15 protein-coding genes are annotated in these 18,798 nt (G+C 73.8%); 9 read left to right on the top strand and 6 right to left on the bottom strand.

All coding sequences use genetic code 11. From position 1 onward, the window contains the following. Positions 1–279: 279 nt before the first annotated feature. Complete coding sequence (locus ACZ64A_RS33270) at positions 280–1,113, bottom strand: PP2C family protein-serine/threonine phosphatase (RefSeq protein WP_469815654.1); 834 nt, start codon at positions 1,111–1,113, stop codon at positions 280–282. 229 nt (positions 1,114–1,342) lie between these two features. Between ACZ64A_RS33270 and ACZ64A_RS33265 the strand changes: the two genes are divergently transcribed. The 7 genes from ACZ64A_RS33265 to ACZ64A_RS33235 all read left to right on the top strand — a co-directional run bounded on the left by ACZ64A_RS33265 (position 1,343) and on the right by ACZ64A_RS33235 (position 9,302). Beyond that, positions 1,343–1,795: a hypothetical protein gene (locus ACZ64A_RS33265; RefSeq protein ID WP_469815653.1), complete on the top strand. Its 453-nt coding sequence runs from the start codon at positions 1,343–1,345 to the stop codon at positions 1,793–1,795. A gap of 148 nt (positions 1,796–1,943) precedes the next feature. Further along, positions 1,944–3,050, top strand: a complete 1,107-nt coding sequence (locus tag ACZ64A_RS33260) for a substrate-binding domain-containing protein (RefSeq protein WP_469815652.1) — start codon at positions 1,944–1,946, stop codon at positions 3,048–3,050. A 119-nt stretch (positions 3,051–3,169) separates the two neighbouring features. After that, complete coding sequence (locus ACZ64A_RS33255) at positions 3,170–4,510, top strand: ABC transporter substrate-binding protein (RefSeq protein ID WP_469815651.1); 1,341 nt, start codon at positions 3,170–3,172, stop codon at positions 4,508–4,510. Positions 4,511–4,543: 33 nt separating this feature from the next. After that, on the top strand, positions 4,544–5,506 hold the full coding sequence (locus ACZ64A_RS33250; RefSeq protein WP_469815665.1) for a carbohydrate ABC transporter permease: 963 nt from the start codon (positions 4,544–4,546) through the stop codon (positions 5,504–5,506). Continuing rightward, positions 5,503–6,363 carry a carbohydrate ABC transporter permease gene (locus tag ACZ64A_RS33245; RefSeq protein ID WP_469815650.1) on the top strand — a complete coding sequence of 287 codons (861 nt, stop codon included), beginning with the start codon at positions 5,503–5,505 and terminating at the stop codon, positions 6,361–6,363. Before ACZ64A_RS33250 ends, ACZ64A_RS33245 begins: the two co-directional genes overlap by 4 nt. 21 nt (positions 6,364–6,384) lie before the next feature. Then, positions 6,385–7,416: a hydroxyacid dehydrogenase gene (locus tag ACZ64A_RS33240; RefSeq protein WP_469815649.1), complete on the top strand. Its 1,032-nt coding sequence runs from the start codon at positions 6,385–6,387 to the stop codon at positions 7,414–7,416. After that, on the top strand, positions 7,413–9,302 hold the full coding sequence (locus ACZ64A_RS33235) for a DUF2264 domain-containing protein (protein WP_469815648.1): 1,890 nt from the start codon (positions 7,413–7,415) through the stop codon (positions 9,300–9,302). Before ACZ64A_RS33240 ends, ACZ64A_RS33235 begins: the two co-directional genes overlap by 4 nt. Before the next feature lie 53 nt (positions 9,303–9,355). Here the strand turns inward: ACZ64A_RS33235 and asnB are convergent, their stop codons facing one another. Continuing rightward, on the bottom strand, positions 9,356–11,197 hold the full coding sequence (gene asnB, locus ACZ64A_RS33230; RefSeq protein ID WP_469815647.1) for an asparagine synthase (glutamine-hydrolyzing): 1,842 nt from the start codon (positions 11,195–11,197) through the stop codon (positions 9,356–9,358). A 457-nt stretch (positions 11,198–11,654) separates the two neighbouring features. Here asnB and ACZ64A_RS33225 point away from each other — a divergent pair, with 457 nt between their 5' ends. Then, entirely contained in the window at positions 11,655–12,011 is a 357-nt protein-coding gene (locus ACZ64A_RS33225) for an ANTAR domain-containing protein (RefSeq protein WP_469815646.1), read from the top strand. Positions 12,012–12,256: 245 nt separating this feature from the next. Here the strand turns inward: ACZ64A_RS33225 and ACZ64A_RS33220 are convergent, their stop codons facing one another. From ACZ64A_RS33220 to ACZ64A_RS33210, 3 genes are all read right to left on the bottom strand, one after another. Next, positions 12,257–12,478: a hypothetical protein gene (locus ACZ64A_RS33220; protein ID WP_469815645.1), complete on the bottom strand. Its 222-nt coding sequence runs from the start codon at positions 12,476–12,478 to the stop codon at positions 12,257–12,259. A gap of 50 nt (positions 12,479–12,528) precedes the next feature. After that, a complete protein-coding gene (locus tag ACZ64A_RS33215; RefSeq protein WP_469815644.1) occupies positions 12,529–13,854 on the bottom strand; it encodes a lipase family protein in 1,326 nt (441 codons plus the stop codon). A gap of 900 nt (positions 13,855–14,754) precedes the next feature. Further along, on the bottom strand, positions 14,755–16,338 hold the full coding sequence (locus ACZ64A_RS33210) for a hypothetical protein (protein WP_469815643.1): 1,584 nt from the start codon (positions 16,336–16,338) through the stop codon (positions 14,755–14,757). A gap of 212 nt (positions 16,339–16,550) precedes the next feature. Between ACZ64A_RS33210 and ACZ64A_RS33205 the strand changes: the two genes are divergently transcribed. After that, the gene (locus ACZ64A_RS33205) at positions 16,551–17,441 is read left to right on the top strand and encodes an SCO6745 family protein (protein ID WP_469815642.1); all 891 of its coding nucleotides are present in this window, start codon (positions 16,551–16,553) and stop codon (positions 17,439–17,441) included. A gap of 153 nt (positions 17,442–17,594) precedes the next feature. Here the strand turns inward: ACZ64A_RS33205 and ACZ64A_RS33200 are convergent, their stop codons facing one another. Then, positions 17,595–18,755, bottom strand: a complete 1,161-nt coding sequence (locus ACZ64A_RS33200) for a CaiB/BaiF CoA transferase family protein (RefSeq protein WP_469815641.1) — start codon at positions 18,753–18,755, stop codon at positions 17,595–17,597. Between the last annotated feature and the right edge of the window lie 43 nt (positions 18,756–18,798).

Raw genomic sequence — 18,798 nt, 5'->3', positions numbered from 1 at the left:
GGTGGGGGGTGTCCGCCCGCAGCGTCCGGCACCGACCAACGGCGCCCTCGTCGGAAACGGCGGGCCGGACCGAGGACGGACACCCCCCACCCCGGCCCCGACTCACCCACCGGCCGCAGGCGCGACGCACGCCACGATGAGACCGCAACGGGCCGCCGCAGGCACAAAAGGGGCGCGGGGAACGGCGCGAGAACCCCCCACCCACCCGCACCCGAAGAACAACCCGGCGCCGCAGGCACTCCGCGCCGCCGGCACTCCGCGCCGCAGGCACCCGCAAAATCACTCCCCCCGAGGCACCACCCCATCGTGCCCGACGACCAGCACCGCCGCATCGTCCGCATGCCCCACCCGCTCCGCGCCGCGGATCACCGCCGCCGCCAGCGAGGTCGCCTCCAGACCGGCGACCGCCGCGATGCCGGCGAGCCGGACCACCTGGTCGAGGCCTTCGTCGACGCCGAGTGCCGGGCCCTCGACCACGCCGTCCGTGACGAGAACGAACACCCCGCCGGTGGTGAGGTGGTGGCGGGCGACCGGATAGGAGACGCCGCCCAGGACGCCCAGCGGCGGCCCGCCCTCCCCCTCGGCGATGCCCGAGCGGCCGTCGGCCGTGGCCCAGACGAACGGTATGTGACCGGCCCGGGCGCTCTCCAGCAGCCCGGTGGCCGGGTCCAGCCGGATGAAGGTGCAGGTGGCGAAGAGATCGGTGCCTAGGGAGAGCAGCAGATCATTCGTCCGGGTGAGCAGTTCGCCCGGGTTGCTCGTGACGGAGGCCAGCGCGCGCAGCGCGACCCGCACCTGGCCCATGAAGGCGGCGGCGTCGATGTTGTGGCCCTGGACGTCGCCGATGGACAGCCCGATGCGGCCGTCGGGCAGGGTGAACGCGTCGTACCAGTCGCCGCCGACGCTCAGCCCCGAGTTGGCCGGCGTGTACTGCACGGCCAGGTGGAAGCCGGGCGCTTCGGGCAGGTGGGCCGGGAGCATGCCGCGCTGAAGGGCGATGGCCAGCTCGACCTGCGAGCGCTGCAGCTCCGCGCGCTCGCGCGCCTGGGCGGTCAGGGCACCGAGCCTGGCCAGCAGCTCATCGCCGTCCTCCGACGGACGCTTGCGGGACATGATCACTCCGGCCGGGACGGAAGCCCCGCTACAGGGACACATCATCTGTTTTCGCGCTTAGGTGATGATAACGGGGATGTCACCGTCAGGGGCTGGTTGCTCCGGAAGAGTGGTGCGTTTCGCGCCGCGGCCGTAGCGTCGGACCAGACGTCGTCGCCCGGCACGAAACGGCGGTCGTACCGCTGTGCCGGGCGGACTGGCGCCGTGCGAACGACAGCGGGAGCGGACCATGCGCACACACACGCTGAGGGCGGCCTTGATTCTCTGTGCCGCCGCCACACTCGCGGCGGCCACGGGACCGGTGTCCTCGGCCTCACCGCCCGCCCCCACCGCGCGGCGGACGCCCGCTCCGGTGCTCGTGGACTGCCTGTGGCATCCGCAGACGCGCCCCAACAACTTCATCCTGGCCTGCGGCGACGGCAACAGCCGCCTGGCCTCGCTGCACTGGAAGCGGTGGGACAGCGGCGCGGCGGTGGCCGACGGCGTCAACGCGGTCAACGACTGCAAGCCGTACTGCGCGGCCGGCCACTTCCACTCCTACGCGGTGAAGGTCCGCCTCGACCGGCCGAAGCCCTGGAAGAAGCATCCGCGCACGCAGCACTACACCCGGATGACGCTGACGTACACCGACGGCCGTCCGAGCGGATTCGACCGGGTCGTGACCTATCCCCTCTGGGACTGACACCTCCCGCCCCACCCCACTCGCCCCCGCCCCCCGGCTGCACACGCCATCCCCGCCCCGCCCCTGCCTGCGCCCTCCCCATCCCGCGACCGATCGTTATGATGAGCGCAATCGCTCAAACGAACATCCGCAGGACGGGGAGGCACACATGCGGGAGCCGGTCGACCTCAGGCGTCAGCGCATCCTCGCCGCGGTGCAGGCCCGCGGCTCCGCCCGGGTCCGCGATCTGGCCGCCGAGCTGCAGGTGTCGGTGGTCACCGTGCGCCGGGACGTCGAGGAGCTGACCCGCGAGGGCCGGCTGCGGCGCGGGCACGGCGTCGTGCGGTCGGCGCTGGCGGCGCAGGAGGAGCCTGCCGGGGGCGCCGCCGAGGGGGACGCGGTCGCCGTGGTCGTACCCGAGCGGCATTCGTATCTCTCCGAGACCCTGCACGGCGCGCGCACGGTGCTGGAGGAGGCCGGGCTGCGCATCGCGCTGCACATCGCGCCACAGGTGGCTGGCGCCGAGCGGCCGCTGGTGGAGCGGGCCCTCGCGGACGGCGCGCGCGGGCTGCTGCTGGCGCCGCGCTGGCGCAGCCGGGCCGTGGAGGAGGCCGACTACGCCTGGCTGGCCGCGCTGGAGGTGCCGGCCGTGCTGATGGAGCGGAGGCCCGGCGCCGGCACCGCGTTGCAGGCGATGGACTCGGTGTGCTCCGACCACGTGCACGGCGCCCGGCTCGCCGTGGAGCACCTGGTGGGCCTGGGCCACCGGCGGCTGGTGTTCGCCACCCGCGACGACAGCCCGACCGCGCGCTCGCTGAGGGCCGCCTTCCGGGAGCTCGCCGAGGCGCACCCGCTGATCGAGGAGTGGGCGTGGCTGCTGAGCGCTCCGGAAGCCGGGCAGGACGGGCCGTACACCGGGCAGGAGACCGCGGAGCTGGCCGCGACCCTGCGCAAGGTGGGGGCGACGGGCGCCGTGCTGCACGGCGACGTGGACGCGCTGATGCTGGTACAGCGGCTCGCGGACGACGGGGTGCGGGTGCCGGAGGACTGCTCGGTCGTGGCGTACGACGACGTGGTCGCGGCCCTGGGCAGCACCCCGCTGACGGCGGTGGCCCCGCCGAAGGCGGAGGTCGGCCGGGTGGCCGCCGAGCTGCTGCTGCGCCGCCTCGGCCGCACCGGCGGGCCGGCGGCCGGCGCGGTGCAGCGCGTCGAGCTGCTGCCGTCCCTGATGGTGCGCGGTTCGACGCGGGCGCCGGGAGACCGGTCGCCACAATGAGCGTTTGAACGCTTTATTTTCTTCTGAGCGATCTATTGACCGTTTACGGTCGGCCGCCCGAGGATGCCGGTGTCCCCGATCAGCCGTGTCCCGGACACGCAGGAGCCGCGGGAGGCACCATGCCCGGTCGACCGAGCCGTCGGCCCAGCCGTCGGTCCGTGCTCGCCGCGCTGACCGCCGCGCCGCTCGCCGCAGGCGTGAGCGCGTGCAGCAGCGCAGGCGACGCGCGGTCGCGCACCAGTACCGTCACACGCATCACCTTCTGGTCCGCGCTGCGCGGCAGCAAGGAGGTCGTCGACGCGTTCAACCGCACCCACCGCACCGTCCAGGTGGAGTTCCAGCAGATTCCCTCCGGCGGGCAGGGCGGCTACGCCAAACTCAGCAACGCCGCCCGGGCCGGCAACGCGCCGGACGTCGCGACCATCGAGTATCCGCAGGTGCCGGGCTTCGCCATCGACGGTGTCGCCCGGGACATCACCGGCCTGGTCGGCGACGGTCTGCGGGCCAGGCTGCTGCCGCAGGCGCTGGGACTGACGACGTTCGAGGGCCGTGTGTTCAGCGTCCCGCTGGACGTCGAGCCGATGGTCATGCACTACCGCGCCGACCTGTTCCAGCGCTACGGGCTGCGGCCCCCGCGCACCTGGGAGGAGTTCGCGGAGCTGGCCTCGACCGTCCGGCGACTCGATCGCGGCCGCCGCCTGGTGCTGTTCCCGACCGACGGCGCAACCCAGTTCGCCGCGTACGCCTGGCAGGCCGGCGCGCACTGGTTCGACACCCGGGGCGGTGCCTGGAACGTCTCCCTCGCCGACGCGCCGTCCCGCCGGGTCGCCGGCTACTGGCAGGGCCTCATCGACCGCGGCGATGTGTTCATGAACGCCGTGGAGAGCCGCCAGGCGGACGCCCAGATCGCAGGCGGCCTGGTACTGACACGGCTGAGCGGCGCCTGGGACGCGGGCGCGCAGATGAAGGCGCGGCCCGGCCAGAAGGGCCTGTGGCGCATCGCCCCGCTGCCGCAGTGGGACACCGGCCGGCCCTACGTGGGCACGCACGGCGGCTCCACCTTCGCCGTCACCAAGGACAGCCGTCACCCGGAGGCCGCGATGGAGTTCATCGAGTGGCAGGTCTCCCACCCCGACGCGCTGCGCGCCCGACTGTCCAGCGGCACCTCCAGCCAGTACCCGGCGGCGACCGCGCTGGTCGCCGTCGGCCGGGAGGCCTTCGACCGCTCCTACTACGGCGGCCAGGACATCTACCGTCTCTTCGAGCAGGAGGCCGCCAAGATCCGCGACGGCTGGGTGTGGGGGCCGCCGATGACCGCCACGCAGAAGGTCATGCAGGACTCCTTCGCCCGCGTCGGCGCCGGCCAGGGCACCCTGGTCGGCTCCCTGCGCACGGCCCAGGCCGGCACCATGCCCGACCTCAAGGCCCTGGGTCTGTCCACGACCGAGCACACCACCTGAAGCCGCCCGAAAGGCAGGTGAGAGCCCATGGCCATGACCGCGACCCCGCAGCACACGACGACCGCCGGCGCGCCGGTGCCCGCCCCGCGCGCCCGCCGGGCGGCCAAGCGCCGGCAACGAGCCGCGTGCGGCGTCCTGATGACGCCGTTCTTCGCACTGCTGGTCACCGTCTTCCTGATCCCGGTGGGGACGGCCCTCTATCTCAGCTTCTTCAGCGACGACCAGCCCGGCCTCGGCTTCGGCCCCGAACGGCAGGTCTTCGTGGGCCTGCGCAGCTACACGGCCGTCCTGACCGACCCCACCTTCCTCGCCGGGCTCGGCACGGTCGCGCTGTACTGCCTGATCTACATCCCGCTGATGGTCGCGGGTGCGCTCGCCCTGGCCCTGCTGCTGGACTCCGGCGTCGTACGGCTGCGGGCGTGGGCGCAGCTCGGGCTGTTCCTGCCGCACGCGGTGCCCGGCATCATCGCGGCGCTGATCTGGCTGTACCTGTACACGCCGGGCATCAGCCCGGTCATCGACCTGTTCGCGAAGGCGGACTGGCACATCGACTTCCTGGGCCTGCACACCGTGCTGCCGTCCATCGTGAACATCGCGCTGTGGTCCAACCTCGGCTACAACATGGTGGTCTTCTACGGCGCTCTGCAGGCGGTGCCCCGCGAGGTGATCGAGGCGGCCGTGGTCGACGGCGCCGGACCGGTGCGCACCGCGCTCCAGGTGAAGACCCCGCTGATCCGCGCCTCCCTGGTGATGGTGGCGATGTTCACGCTGATCTGGGCGTTGCAGCTGTTCACCGAGCCGATGCTGCTCAGCCAGTCGTCCCCGATGATCAGCTCACGCTTCTCGCCGAGCATGTACATCTACGACGCCGCCTTCACCCGCAACAACTACGGCCTGGCGGCGGCCGCGTCGGTGGTCCTGCTGGCCTGCACGATCGCCCTGTCCTACGGCGTGACCCGGTTCACCGCTCGCGCCGACGCCGAGGAGGCCCGATGAGCGCCGACAGCACCCTGCTGCGCCCGAGGCTGCTGGGCCGGGCCACCGTCAACGTCGTCGTCGGCGTGTCCGTGCTGTACACGCTGCTGCCGGTGCTGTGGCTGGTGCTGGCCGCCGCGAAGAACCGCGACGCGCTGTTCGGCAGCGATCTGCTGTCCCCGAGCGGCTTCTCCTTCGGCGACAACCTGCGCGACCTGTTCACCATGGACGACGGGCAGTACGGCCGCTGGTACCTCAACAGCCTGCTCTACGCGGTGCTGGGCGCCGCGATCGGCGCGCTGGTGAGCGTGGCCTGCGGGTACGCCTTCGACAAGTACCGTTTCCGGCACAAGGAGAAGCTGTTCGCCCTGGTGCTGGCCGCGGTGATGGTGCCGCAGACGGTGCTCGCGCTGCCGCTGTACCTGATGGCCTCCAAGGCCGGGCTGGTCAACTCCTTCTGGGCGGTGTTCGTGCCGGTGCTGTTCAACCCGTTCGGCGTGTACCTGGGCCGGATCTTCGCCCAGGGCTACGTGCCCGACGAGGTGCTGGAGGCGGCCCGCATCGACGGGGCGGGCGAGCTGACGACGTACGCGCGGGTGGCGTTCAGGATGCTCGGGCCGGGGCTCGTCACGGTGTTCCTGTTCCAGCTCACGGCCATCTGGAACAACTTCTTCCTGCCCATGGTCATGCTGTCCGACCAGGACCTGTATCCGGTGAGCCTCGGCCTGTACACGTGGAACAGCTCCGCGTCGGTGTCGCCCGAGTACTACCCGGTGGTGATCATGGGTTCGCTGCTCGCCGTCCTGCCGCTCATCCTCGCCTTCGTCCTTCTCCAGCGTTTCTGGCGCAGCGGTCTGACCGCCGGCGCCGTCAAGTAAGCCGCGCACGACAGGAGATCCATGACCGTGTCATCGCCGGGCCCCGGCTTCCACCCGCGCGCCGTCCTCGCCATGTCCCGGGCCGCCGCCGCGGCTGTGCTGGACCCCGACTCGCTGGCCGCGCTGGGCCGGGTCTGCGACCTCGCTCCCCCGCCGGCGCTCGACGACCTGACCACCGACCGTGCCCGGTCCCTGCTCGCCGAGGCCGAAGTGCTGGTCACCGGCTGGGGCTGCCCGCCGCTCAACGAGGCGGTCCTCGCGGCGGCGCCCCGGCTGCGGGCCGTCGTGCACACCGCGGGCAGTGTGCGCGGGCATGTCACCGACGGCTGCTGGGAGCGCGGCATCGAGGTGTCCTCGGCGGCCGCGGCCAACGCCCTGCCGGTGGCCGAGTACACGCTGTCCATGATCCTGCTGACCGGCAAGCGCGCCCTGGAGCGGGCCCGTGAGTACCGCGCGGCGCGCCACCGCATGGACGCGCTGGCGACGCCCCGCTCGGTCGGCAACCACCACCGCACCGTCGGCATCCTCTCCGCGTCGCTCATCGGCCGCAGGGTCGTGGAACTGCTGCGTCCGCACGACGTCGAGGTGCTGCTGCACGACCCGTACGTCACCGACGCCGACGCCATCGAACTGGGCGTACGGCCGGTGGAGTTGGACGAGTTGTTCCGGCGGGCGGACACCGTCAGCGTGCACACGCCGCTGCTGCCGACGACACGGGGCCTGGTGAGCCGTCCGCTGATCGACTCGATGCGGCCGGACGCGGTGCTGATCAACACCGCCCGGGGCGCGGTGATCGACCAGGACGCGCTGACCGACGCCGTGCTGGCCGGCCGCATCCGCGCCGTCCTCGACGTCACCGATCCCGAAGTGCTGCCACCGGACCATCCGTTGTGGGACTGCGAGAACGCCCTGATCACCCCGCATCTGGCCGGTTCCCAGGGCAACGAGTGGCGCCGCCTGGCCGATCTGGCCGTCGCCGAGACGGCCCGCTGGGCCTCGGGCGCCGGCTTCCTCCATCCCGTACGACGCGAAAGGCTGGCCTTCCTCGCATGAGCATCCCCTTCGAACTGCCGCCGCAGGACCGGGCGTCCAGCCCGCACACCGGTTACACGCGCGCCCACTGGGAAGCGGTGGCGGACGGGCTCCTCACCGCTGCCTGGCGGTGGCGCACGCCGGGCGGCGCGCTGCTGGACCTGCCCGGCCGGCCCTCCCGTTCCGGGGTGCGCTCCGACGGCCTGGAGGGGTACGCCCGCACGTTCCTCGCCGCCGCCTTCCGGGTGGCGGGCGCGGGCGGCGAGGACCCGCACGGCTGGCTGGAGCGGTACGCCGAGGGCCTCACCGCGGGCACCCGCACCGCCGGGCGGGACGACACCGAATCGTGGCCGCTGATCCTCGACCACGACGTGCAGGGCCAGCCGATGGTGGAGTCCGCCTCCGTCGCCCTCGGCCTCCGGCTGACCGCGCCCTGGCTGTGGAAGCAGCTGGACGCCGGGGTGCAGGACCGCGCGGAGGAGTGGCTGCGCGGGGCGCTGCGGCACACGCCCGCGCCGAACAACTGGTACCTGTTCCCGTACACCGTCGCCGGGTTCCTGGAATCGGTGGGCCGCGGGGACGCGGAGACCGCTGCCGCGCGGCAGCGGGCGCTGGAGCTGATGGAGGACTGGTACCGGGGCGACGGCTGGTACGCCGACGGCGACGGGCGGGCCTTCGACCACTACAACGGCTGGGCGCTGCACCTGTACCCGGTGCTGGACGCCCATCTGTCCGGCGACCGCGACCTGCTGGAGCGTTACGGCGCCCGGCTGCGCGAGCACCTGGACGGCTACGCCCTGATGTTCGGCTCCGACGGGGCGCCGCTGCACTTCGGCCGCTCGCTGACGTACCGCTTCGCGGCGTCGGCGGCGGTCTCGCTGGGCGCGCTGACCGGGCACACCCCGCTCGCGCCCGGAGTCTCGCGGCGCCTGGCGAACGGCAGCCTCACATACTTCCTGGAGCGCGGGGCGCTGAGCGAGGACGGGCTGCTGACGCTCGGCTGGCACGGGCCGCACGAGGCGAGCCTGCAGCCCTACTCCGGTCCCGCCTCCCCGTACTGGGCGTCCAAGGCGTTCGTCGCGCTGCTCGCCCCGGCGGACCACGCGCTGTGGACCGCGCGGGAGGAGTCCGCGCCGGTCGAGGAGGCCGACCGGGTGCTGGCGCTGCCCGCGCCGGGGCTGCTGGTCCAGGCGACGCGGGCCGACGGGATCGTACGGCTGCACAACCACGGCAGCGACCATGTGCGCCCGCACGAGGGCGAGACGGCGGCCGAGGCCGACCCGCACTACGGGCGGCAGGCGTACTCGACGCGGACCGGGCCGACCGCGCCGGACAACGTCGCCGACAACCATCTGTCGGTGCGGGTCGGCGGCCACGGCAGCGTGCGGCGCCGGCTGCGTCCGCTCGGCGCGGGGCACGGTGACGGCTGGGGCTGGGCCGCGTCCTGGCACCGGCCGGTGTTCACGGGCGGCCCGCCGACGGTGCCGGGGCTGCGGGTGGAGAGCGTGACGGTGGCCAGGGGGCCGTACGAGCTGCGGGTGCACCGCGTGCTCGGCGCGCCGGCCGGGACGGGCGTCACCCAGACGGGCTGGGCCACCGGCCCGGAGGAGGACCTCGTCTCCGCACTGCACCCGCTGTACGGGTTCGACGGCCCGGCCGGCACCGTCCGCGCACCGCAGGGCACGGCGTACACGCGCTGGGCGGAGGTGCCGCGGCTCACCGGTGAGGCCGGGGGCACGTCCCTGCACGTCTGCCTGGCGGCGCTCGGCACGGGGGACGGCCCCGCCCTGGCGGAGGCGGTGACGGCCGTGACGGTGACGGACCGCCAGGTGGACGTGGTCTGGGCGGACGACGCGCGCACCCGGATCGCCTTCGGCCCGGTGGCGGTGACGCACGACGTGCCGTGACCGTGGGTGGGGCGCACCGGTGGGTGGCGGCGGGCCGGGCGCCGGTGGAGACGTCAGCTCGGGACGATCTCGGGTGAGTACATGTCCAGCCACATCGCCAGGTCGAGGGTGCGCTCCAGGCCGCGCCGCTCGGCCTGCGCACTCACCGGCTCGTCGCGCTCGGCCATCCGGCGCACACGGTCGCGGTCGACCAGGTCGAACACCCGATGGGAGGGGCGGCTGAGCAGGTCCTTGGCGTGCTCCTGGAGGGCCGCCGCGTACTTCGGGTCCTGGGTGGACGGGTACGGGCTCTTGCCCCGGTCGTAGACGGACTTCGGCAGGAGGTCGGCGGTGGCCTCGCGCAGCAGGCTCTTCTCCCGGCCGTCGAAGGACTTCAGCGCCCACGGCGTGTTGTAGACGTACTCGACGAGCCGGTGGTCGCAGAACGGCACGCGCACCTCCAGGCCGACGGCCATGCTGGTGCGGTCCTTGCGGTCGAGGAGGACGCGGACGAACCGGGTGAGGTGCAGATGGCAGATCTGCCGCATCCGGTACTCGAAGTCGCTCTCCCCGGAGAGGCGTTCGACGCCGGCGGCGGCGGTGCGGTAGCCGTCGGCGACGTATCCGGACAGGTCGAGCGAGCGCAGCAGGTCGGGGCGCAGCACCTGGGTGTCCTCGCCGAAGTGCCGGCCCATGCGCACCAGCCAGGGGAAGGTGTCGGCGCGGCGCGCCTCCTCGTCGAAGAACTGCAGGTACCCGCCGAAGACCTCGTCGGCGGACTCGCCGGACAGGGCGACGGTGGAGTGCTCGCGGATCGACCGGAACAGCAGGTACAGGGAGGCGTCCATGTCGCCGAGGCCCGCGGGCAGGTCGCGGGCGCGGATCACCCTCGCCCGCACCTCCGGGTCGGCGAGTGCCTGCGCGTCGAGCACGATGTCCTGGTGCTCGGTGTGCGCGGTGCGGGCCACGTCGTGCACGAACGGGGTGTCGGGGGTGCCGCGCAGTTCGTCGGCGACGAAGTTCTCGCTCTGGCCGGCGAAGTCGACGGCGAAGCTGCGCACCGTCTCGCCGTGCTCGGCGAGCTGCCGGGCGGCGAGCGCGGTCATGGCGGAGGAGTCGAGGCCGCCGGAGAGCAGCGTGCAGCGGGGCACGTCGGCGACGAGCTGGCGGCGCACGATGTCCTCGAGCAGGCTGCGCACGATCGCGACGGTGGTGTCACGGTCGTCGGTGTGCGGCCGGGTCTCGAGGCGCCAGTAGGAGCGAGTGCGCAGGCCGGAGCGGTCGACGGTGACGACGGTGCCGGGCTCGACCTCGTGCATGCCGTCCCAGACGGCGTGCCCGGGCGTCTTGATCGCGGTGAAGAGCTCCCGCAGTCCGTCCAGACGCACCCGGGCCGGGGCGAGCGGGTTGGCGAGGATGGCCTTGGGTTCGGAGCCGAACAGCACGCCGTCGGAGGTGGGGTGGTAGTAGAAGGGCTTGATGCCCATGCGGTCGCGGACCATCACGAGCTTGTCGCGGCGGGCGTCCCAGACGGCGAACGCGTACATGCCGTTGAGCCGTTCGGCGAGGGCCTCGCCCCATTCCAGGTAGCCGCGCAGGACCACCTCGGTGTCGGAGTCGGTGGTGAACCGGTGGCCGCGGCCGGTGAGTTCGCGGCGCAGCTCGGTGTAGTTGTAGGCCTCGCCGGAGTAGACGAGGGCGACGATGCCCTCGGGTGTGCCGGCGGTCATCGGCTGGCGCCCGCCGGGCAGGTCGATGATGGCGAGCCTGCGGTGCCCCAGAGCGGCCGGGCCCTGGGCCCAGGTGCCGACGTCGTCGGGGCCGCGGCAGGCCATCGTCTCGGTCATCGCGTCCAAAGCGGTGCGCTCGGTGCCGAGGTCACGGTCGAAGGAGACCCAGCCGGTGATGCCGCACATGTCCCTGCCTCCTGCTTCAGGTGCGCCCGGGCACCGCTCCGACCTGGGCTTTCGTGATCGGCTCGGTTGCCCCGACGAACCAATTGTATGAACCATCTACATCCCGACCGTGCGTCATCGGCCAGGTGGCGGTCAACGTGGCCGCCGGCCGCACGGCGTGGACGACCTCGGGTTTTCGGCCGCGCTTTACGTATGCGAAAGCCTGCTCGGGCTCAGCCTCGGGGCGTGGTCGTCAGGAATCGGCCATGGGCAAAGAGTTGTGAAAACATGCGGGTCTTCGCCGTTGCGGGGTGCCGCTGTTGCCGAGTGCGGCCTGTGATGTGACGGTGGAGGAGGCCCGGCGCGGGGGGTGTGGCGTTCGGTGTCGTCCCGACGCCGTCGCGCTTGCCCCGTGCCCTTCCGGGGCAGGCGCATGACACTGGGCCGCAGACACCCTTCCGATGACCGCGGAGGCCATGTGGACGTCCATGCCGAGCGGCTCCCCGGTGCGCTCCGGGAGCCGGAGAACGCAGCCGAGCGCACCCGGCCGCAGGACGCGGCCGAGCGCATCCGTGAGCTGACCGAGACCGTGGAGCAGCTGAAGCGGGCCGTGACCTCGCACGCCGTGATCGACCAGGCGATCGGTGTCGTCGTCGCGGTCAGCCGCGTGTCGCCGGCCGATGCGTGGGACGCGCTGCGCGAGACGTCGATGTACACCAACATCAAGCTGCGCCGGGTGGCCGAACTGGTCGTCGCCTGGGGCCGGACCGGCGCCCTGCCCGCGGACCTGCGGGCGCAGCTGACGGCCCGGCTGGACCGGCGCAGGCACGGCTGACCGGACGCGGCACGCCAGGGCGCCCGCGTATTCGCGCATCCGCGGAAGGGACCGCGCCGGAGGTGCCGGGCGGGGCCGGGCTCCGGGCGTCACGGACAAGGCTGGTGCGTACTTGCCGGGCCGGGGTCAGGCTCACCCCGGGCGCCCACGGAAGAGGCGGGGTTGGGTTCACCTCCGGGCGCCCACGGAAAGAGGCGGGGCGGCGTCCACCTCCAGGCGCCCAGGGAAAATGGGCGGGGCCGGGCTCACGGGCGGTCGGTGCCCCAGTCGTCCGGGCTCACGCCGCGCCAGTCGATCAGCGGGGAGTCGGCCAGTTCGTCGGCTTCGATCTCCAGGCCCGCCCGGCGCAGGAACTCCACGACGTCCGCCTGGCTGTGCGCGAGACCGAGGATCTCGCCGTCCACCCGCACCCGCCGTCCCCCCGTCGGGGACGGCGGGTGCACGATCACGGGGCGCTGCGCGGACATGGGTCAAGGATCACCCGCCCATGCCCGCCGCGCATCCCCTCCCGCACTTTTCAGCGCTGCCCCGGCAGACGCGCGCAGGTGCTCGTCGCGGGCCGGCCCGCGAGCCGGTCGGTCAGCCAGGACACCGCGTCGCCCTGGTCGGCCAGCAGCGGTCCGAAGTGGTTGATCAGCGGGCTGACCAGGTTCGGCAGGTTCACCGGCCGGTACGTCACGTCGGCGCCCAGGGCGCACCAGTCGACGGCGAGCCGGCGCGCCTGGGCGTGCGGCACGAGGTTGTCGTTGACGCCCGTCGCCACCCGCACCGGGCCGACCGGCTTCAGCTTGCCGATCCGCTGGGTGTCGAGAAACGCCTGGAGCCTGGGCGTGGCCGCGATGATCTCGCCGAGCGTGGAGCCGTCGGTCGTCCAGCGGCTGCTGCGCTGGTAGCCGTAGCGGAAGATGGCGTCGCCGACGCACATGGTGGACAGGTCGGCGAGCGCCGCCCGGCCGGCGGCGTTGAGGTGCGCGTCGGCGAGGGGCTTCAGCGACGGGTCGGACTGCAGGAAGCCGTTGAGCGACCAGCCGAGCGCGCCGGTCAGTTCCGTGCCGTCGATCCCCTTCGTGACCTCGGTCAGGTCGGCGGGCGGCGCTCCGGCGTAGGTTCCGGCGAGGTGCACGTCGGGGGCGTACACGGGCTGCAGCTCGGCGGCCGCTGCGGTGGCCCCGCCGCCCTGGCTGTAGCCGAACAGGCCGACCCGGGAGGCGGCGCCGACCGAGGCCCCGCGCACCGAGCGGGCGGCGCGGGCGGCGTCCAGGACGGCGTGGGCCTCGTCCACCCGGTTGACGTAGGTGTGCAGCCGGTCGGTGGCGCCCAGGCCCGCGTAGTCGGTGACGACGACGGCGGTTCCGGCGGCCAGCAGACGGTAGACGGAGACGTCCTCGTAGCCGACGGAGACGGTACGGCCGTTGAACCGCAGGGGGTGCTCCAGACCGAGGGAGGCGGCGCACTGGTCGCCCTGGCCCATCGTGCCGGGTGCGACCACGACGAGCGGGCGGGGTCCGTCGCCCTTCCAGGCGGCCGTCGGCTCGATGTAGGCGCCGGTGACGGCCATGGGCCGCCCGTTGGCGTCGGTCGACTTGTACATGAGCCGCGTCGCCGTCCCGGGCAGCGGCCCGTGCAGGCTGGGCAGGCTCAGGGCCAGCGGGAGCGGTTCGCTGCGCACGAGGGTGCCGTCGGCGTGGGGCAGGGTGGCGGGCGGGGTGTAGAAGGCCGGGATGGTGACACCCCGGGAGACGACCGGGTCCGACGCCCGGGCGGCCGTCGCCCCGAGGGCCTGGGCGCCGAGGCAGGCGGCGGCGGTGACCGCCACGGCCAGGAGCCGTCTGGATGCGGGCATGGGGAACCTCCTGTGAAGCGGCCGGCAGGAAGCCTCCGGGTGTGCCGGGAGCCGCGCGTCGCCCGGGCACCCGGGAGCCGGCGGCGCGCGGGGTCCGTCGCCCCACGAACCGCCCGCCCGCCGCCGCTGGTGGTGGGTTGCCCGGACGCTATCCGGCCAGGGGTTACCGGCGGTACCGGCCGGTAGGTTACGGTTCAGTAATTTGACTCAGCGTCTGATCAAGGCTGCGCAGAGCTAGTTCACCGCGCACGGCCGGAACCTGCGGCTGCGCAGAGCCGGTTCGGGCGCCCGATGGCACCTGCGGCTGCGCGGAGCCGGCGGCGTCCTCGAGGCGGCCGATACCTGCCAGGGCCGTCGCCTGCCGAACCGCGAAGCGGGCCTGGGAGTTGCTGTCCGCCGGGACGGCCGGCCGGCGCCGGCGCTCGGCGGCGAAAGGTCGGGGCGAGGTGGGCCTGTGGAGTACGAGGGACGCCGGGGTCCGCATCGGGCAGCCGGTCTCCCAGCCGGCCGGAACCAGCACCTCGGTCGCCCTCAGCCCGGACGGCCGCACGCTCGCCACCGGGAACAGCCGCGGCACCGTCACCCTGTGGAACGCCACCGGCCCCAACCACCTCACGCGCAGGGGCAGTCCCCTGACCGTACCCGGCGGCAGCCTGGGGTCGGTGCGTTCAGCCCGGACGGCCACACCCTGGCCGCCACGACCGACGACGGCGTGGCCACCCTCTGGGACCTGAAGGTCGAGCCCGCTGTCAGCCTATCTGCGCCGCGAGCTCCGGTGTCCTGAGCCGGGAGCAAGGGAAGCGGTACATTCCCCCACTGCCCTACGCCCCGTCCTGCGGGAGCACCCGGTAGGGCTCCGGGCCGCACGGCAGCGCTGCTTCCCGGCGCCCCGAGCGGATCTCAGGACGTGGTGCTGCCGAGGCCCTGGGTCGTGTACGCGCATTCCGTGTAGATGTAGTCCGAGGACAGCTCGGCCGTGTCCGAGCCCGCGGTGGTGGTCCCGCCGACCGGCTTGTGGACGAACCAGGTGGTGCCGGGCGGCAGCTGGAGGGTGCGCTGCGGATAGTCCTTGCCGCTGTCGTTGCACGGCTTGAACGCCGGGTTGAGGGTGCTGCCCCAGGAGTAGGCGGTGCAGCCGGGACAGCCCTTGAGGGTGAAGGAGCCGGTGACCGGGCCGGTGTACAGCACCCGGATGTCGTCGGGGCTGTCGTTCTTGACGGTCACGGAGATACTGCCCCCGCCTGCCGCGGTGGGCAGGTGCTTGCCGGCCGCGGGCAGCGTCTGGGCGACCTCCGCGGCGATGGCGATCTTCTCGGCAAGGGCGCGGTTGCGGTCGCCGCGGTGCCCGGCGGCGAAGTCCTCCATGGTCTTCTGTGCCGCCGCGAAGTCACCGTCCTTGTACTGGTCGACGCCGCAGGGGTACGCACCCGCGTCCGCACCGGTGGAGGCGCGCCCGGCGTCCCCGGCCAGCGCCTCGCGCGCGCCCGCGCTCCGGTCGGACAGGTCGGTGATCCGGGTGCCGAGCCCGCGCAGCCGCTCGGCGGCGGCACAAGGGTCGCTGCCGCGCACGTCCTGTTCTGCCCGGCTCACGGCGTCCCGCACCGCCGGTTCCACACGGGCGGCCTGCGGCGAGCCGGGGAACGCGCTCAGCAGGTCGCCGAACCGGTCCGCCCAGGTGGCGTCGCCGCCCGCGAGCGCGGTCGCCCCGCATTCGTACAGGGAGGTGGCCAGCCGGTCGTCGGGCCAGGCGGCCAGCGTGCCGACGCTTCGGGCGGACATCGTCTGCGGCACCGTACGCAAGTAGGTGAGCGGGGCGATCGCCCCGCAGTAGTCCTTGCGGTCGTACGGCGCGCCGATCGTCGCGTAGTAGGCGCGCAGCCGTTCGGGCACCTTGCGGGCGGCGCGGGAGCCGGGGTGCTGCGCGTCGAGGTCGTGGTAGGCGGTCAGGGCCTGACGGTAACCGGACTCGGCGGTGGTGAAGGGCTGCGCACCGCCGGCCCGCACCAACCGGTCGGCCTCCGCCAGCCGGTCCAGCAGCATCCGCTCCACGGCCTCGTCGCGGGCGCGGTCGTACAGCACCGCTCCCCCGGCCGGTACGGCGAGCAGCACCAGCCCGAGCAGCAGGGCGACGGGTGCGCGAGGCGGCCGGGCGAGCGGCGTGCGCAGCCCGGCCAGGGCCCCGTGGACGGCGGCGGCCACCAGGAGCGCGGCGTACATGACGAGGGCGGCGCCCGGCACGCCGTCCGCGTCGGCGGGCAACGCCACCACGAGCAGCGCGGCGGTCGCCGCCCAGCAGACGGCCATGGGGAGCCATCGGCGCAGCAGCGCGTAGCCGAGCCCGAGGCCGCAGAGGTTGAGCAGGCCCACGGCGGCGGCCCGGACTCCGTCCGCGGGCGCGGGCGGCGGGGCGGGTGGCCCCGGGGGCATGGGCGGCGGTGGCGGCACGGCCTGTGGCCCGCTCGGGCCGTACGGATACCCGGACATGGCGGCTCCCCCCGTCAACTACGCCCGTATGTGGGCGCTTTGGGAGTGTACGGCCCGCGCCGCCCGGTCGACAGAGCACCGACGGCCCGCGGCGAGGAACGCTTGTTATGACAGCCGTCATGACGGATGCTGCTGTCAGTGACGATGTCGCGTAGAGCCCGGGTCCCGCACCGCCGGTGCCGGAGGACGACGGCCGAGGACAGGAGGACGGCGTGAGCGAGAAAACGGCGCGGGTGCTGTGGGAGCGGTACGAACCGGTGCACGACCTGCTCTACTTCGCCCCCGAGGCCCGGCAGGCCACCGACGGCCTCGGTCTGCGCGGCTTCTGGATGGGCTACTTCGCGCTGCGCGCCGCCCCCCTCGGTCCCGTGGCGGCACCGGTCGTGACCAGCAGTTTCTACGTCTTCCACGCCGACCGGGTGGCACGGGCGCTGCCGGACGCGTGGCGGTACGCCGCTCCCGAGGCCGTGCTCGCGGCGCGGGAGGAGGCCATGGCCGCCGCGATGTCCCGGGTGCTGGGCGCGGACACCGTGGCCTCGCCCGAGGTGGCCGAGGCGGCGGAGCTGGCCTGGGCCGCGGCGGCGGGCGCGGACACGGCCGGCCGGGTGCTCGGCGCCGCGAACCGGGCCCTGCCCGCGCCCCGGCTGCCGCACGTACGCCTGTGGCAGGCGCTGACCACGCTGCGCGAACACCGCGGCGACGGCCATGTCGCCGCGCTGGTCACCAGCGGGATCAGCCCCGTCGAGGCGATGGTCCTCAAGGCCTCGGCCGGCGAGTCGGACGCCGCGCTGCTGCGGGAGGGCCGCAAATGGGACCTCACGACCTGGCAGGCCGCGCAGGAGGCGCTGCGCGACCGCGGCTTGCTGGACCCGGCGGGCGCCCTCACCGCCGAGGGCACGGCGCTGCGCGAGGCGGTGGAGGCACGCACCGACGCGGCCGCGCAGCAGCCGTGGCAGACCCTCGGCGAGGACGCGTCCCTGCGCCTCGCGGGCCTGCTGGAGCCCCTGGCCCGGCGGGTCGTGAGCAGCGGGCTGATCCCGGCCGGCAATCCGGTGGGCCTGACCGGGCGGCTGTGGCGGTCGAGCGGGAACGGGTCCGCGTGAGCCCCGGCCGGGGGGCCGGGGGGCCGGTGGCCCGGGAGGCCGGGGAGCCGGGAGGCCGGGGAGCCGGGTGCCGGGGAGCCGGGTGCCGGGGAGCCGGGAGGACGGGGGGAGCCGGGAGGACGGGGGGAGCCGGGGGCTGCCAGCTGTCAGCTGTCAGCTGTCCAGCCATGCGCGGATGTCGTCCGTGTGTTCGCCCAGCCGGGGCGGGCGCCTGTCGTAACGGGGCGGCGTGCGGGAGAGGCCGATCGGGTTGGCGACCAGGTCCATCGGTGTGCCGTCGGGTGCGGTCACCGTCGCGCGGGGACGCAGGCCGAGCGTGTCCGCCAGGTCGAACGCCTGGGCCACGTCGTTGACCGGCCCGCACGGCACGCCGAGCGGGGTGAGCCGGTCGGACCAGTCGGCCGCGGTGCGCTCGGCCAGCAGCGTGCCCAGCAGCTCGGCGAGCGCGTCGACGTGGGCCACCCGGTCGGCGTTGCTCGCAAAGCGCGGATCGGCGGCGAGGTGCGGTGCGTCGAGACCCCGGCACAGGGCCGCGAACTGGCGGTCGTTGCCGACGGCGACGACGAACGGCCGGTCCTTCGCCCGGAACACCTCGTACGGCGCGATCGAGGGATGCCGGTTGCCGAGGATGCCCGGCACACTGCCGGCGAGGGTGTAGCCGCCGGCCTGGTTCACGAGACTGGACAGCAGACAGGACAAGAGGTTGACCTGCACATGCTGCCCCTCGCCGGTGGCGTCGCGGTGGCGCAGGGCGGACAGCACCCCGACGGCCGCGTGCAGCCCGGTCAGCACGTCGACCACGGCCACGCCCGTCTTCACGGGCTGCCCGGGCTCGGCTCCGGTGACGCTCATCAGCCCGCCCACCGCCTGCACGAGCAGGTCGTAGCCGGGCAGGGCGGCTCCCGGTCCGTCGCCGAAACCGGTCACCGAGCAGTACACCAGGCCCGGGTTGAGCTCCAGCGCCGGTCCAGGACCGAGGCCGTACTTGTCCATCGTCCCGGGCCGGAAGTTCTCGAACAGGACGTCGGCGCGGCGCACCAGCTCCCGGGCGCGTGCGCGGTCCCTCTCGTCGCGCAGATCGAGACCGACGGAACGCTTGTTGCGGTTCACGGACAGGTAGTAGGTGGCCTCACCGTGGGCGTGCGGCGGCCCCCAGGCCCGGGTGTCGTCGCCGGTGTCCGGATGCTCCACCTTGATCACGTCGGCACCGAGGTCGGCCAGCAGCATCGTGGCGTACGGGGCGGCCAGGACGCGTCCGAAGTCGGCGACGAGGACTCCGGCCAGCGGGCTGCGGGCTGCTGCGCTGTGCGGCATCGGCCTTCCTTTCCGTACAGGCGCTCATCGCGCCCGGGGCGGG

Source organism: Streptomyces sp. NPDC104814 (assembly GCF_055583185.1).
This window is presented reverse-complemented; position numbering and strand designations above follow the sequence as displayed.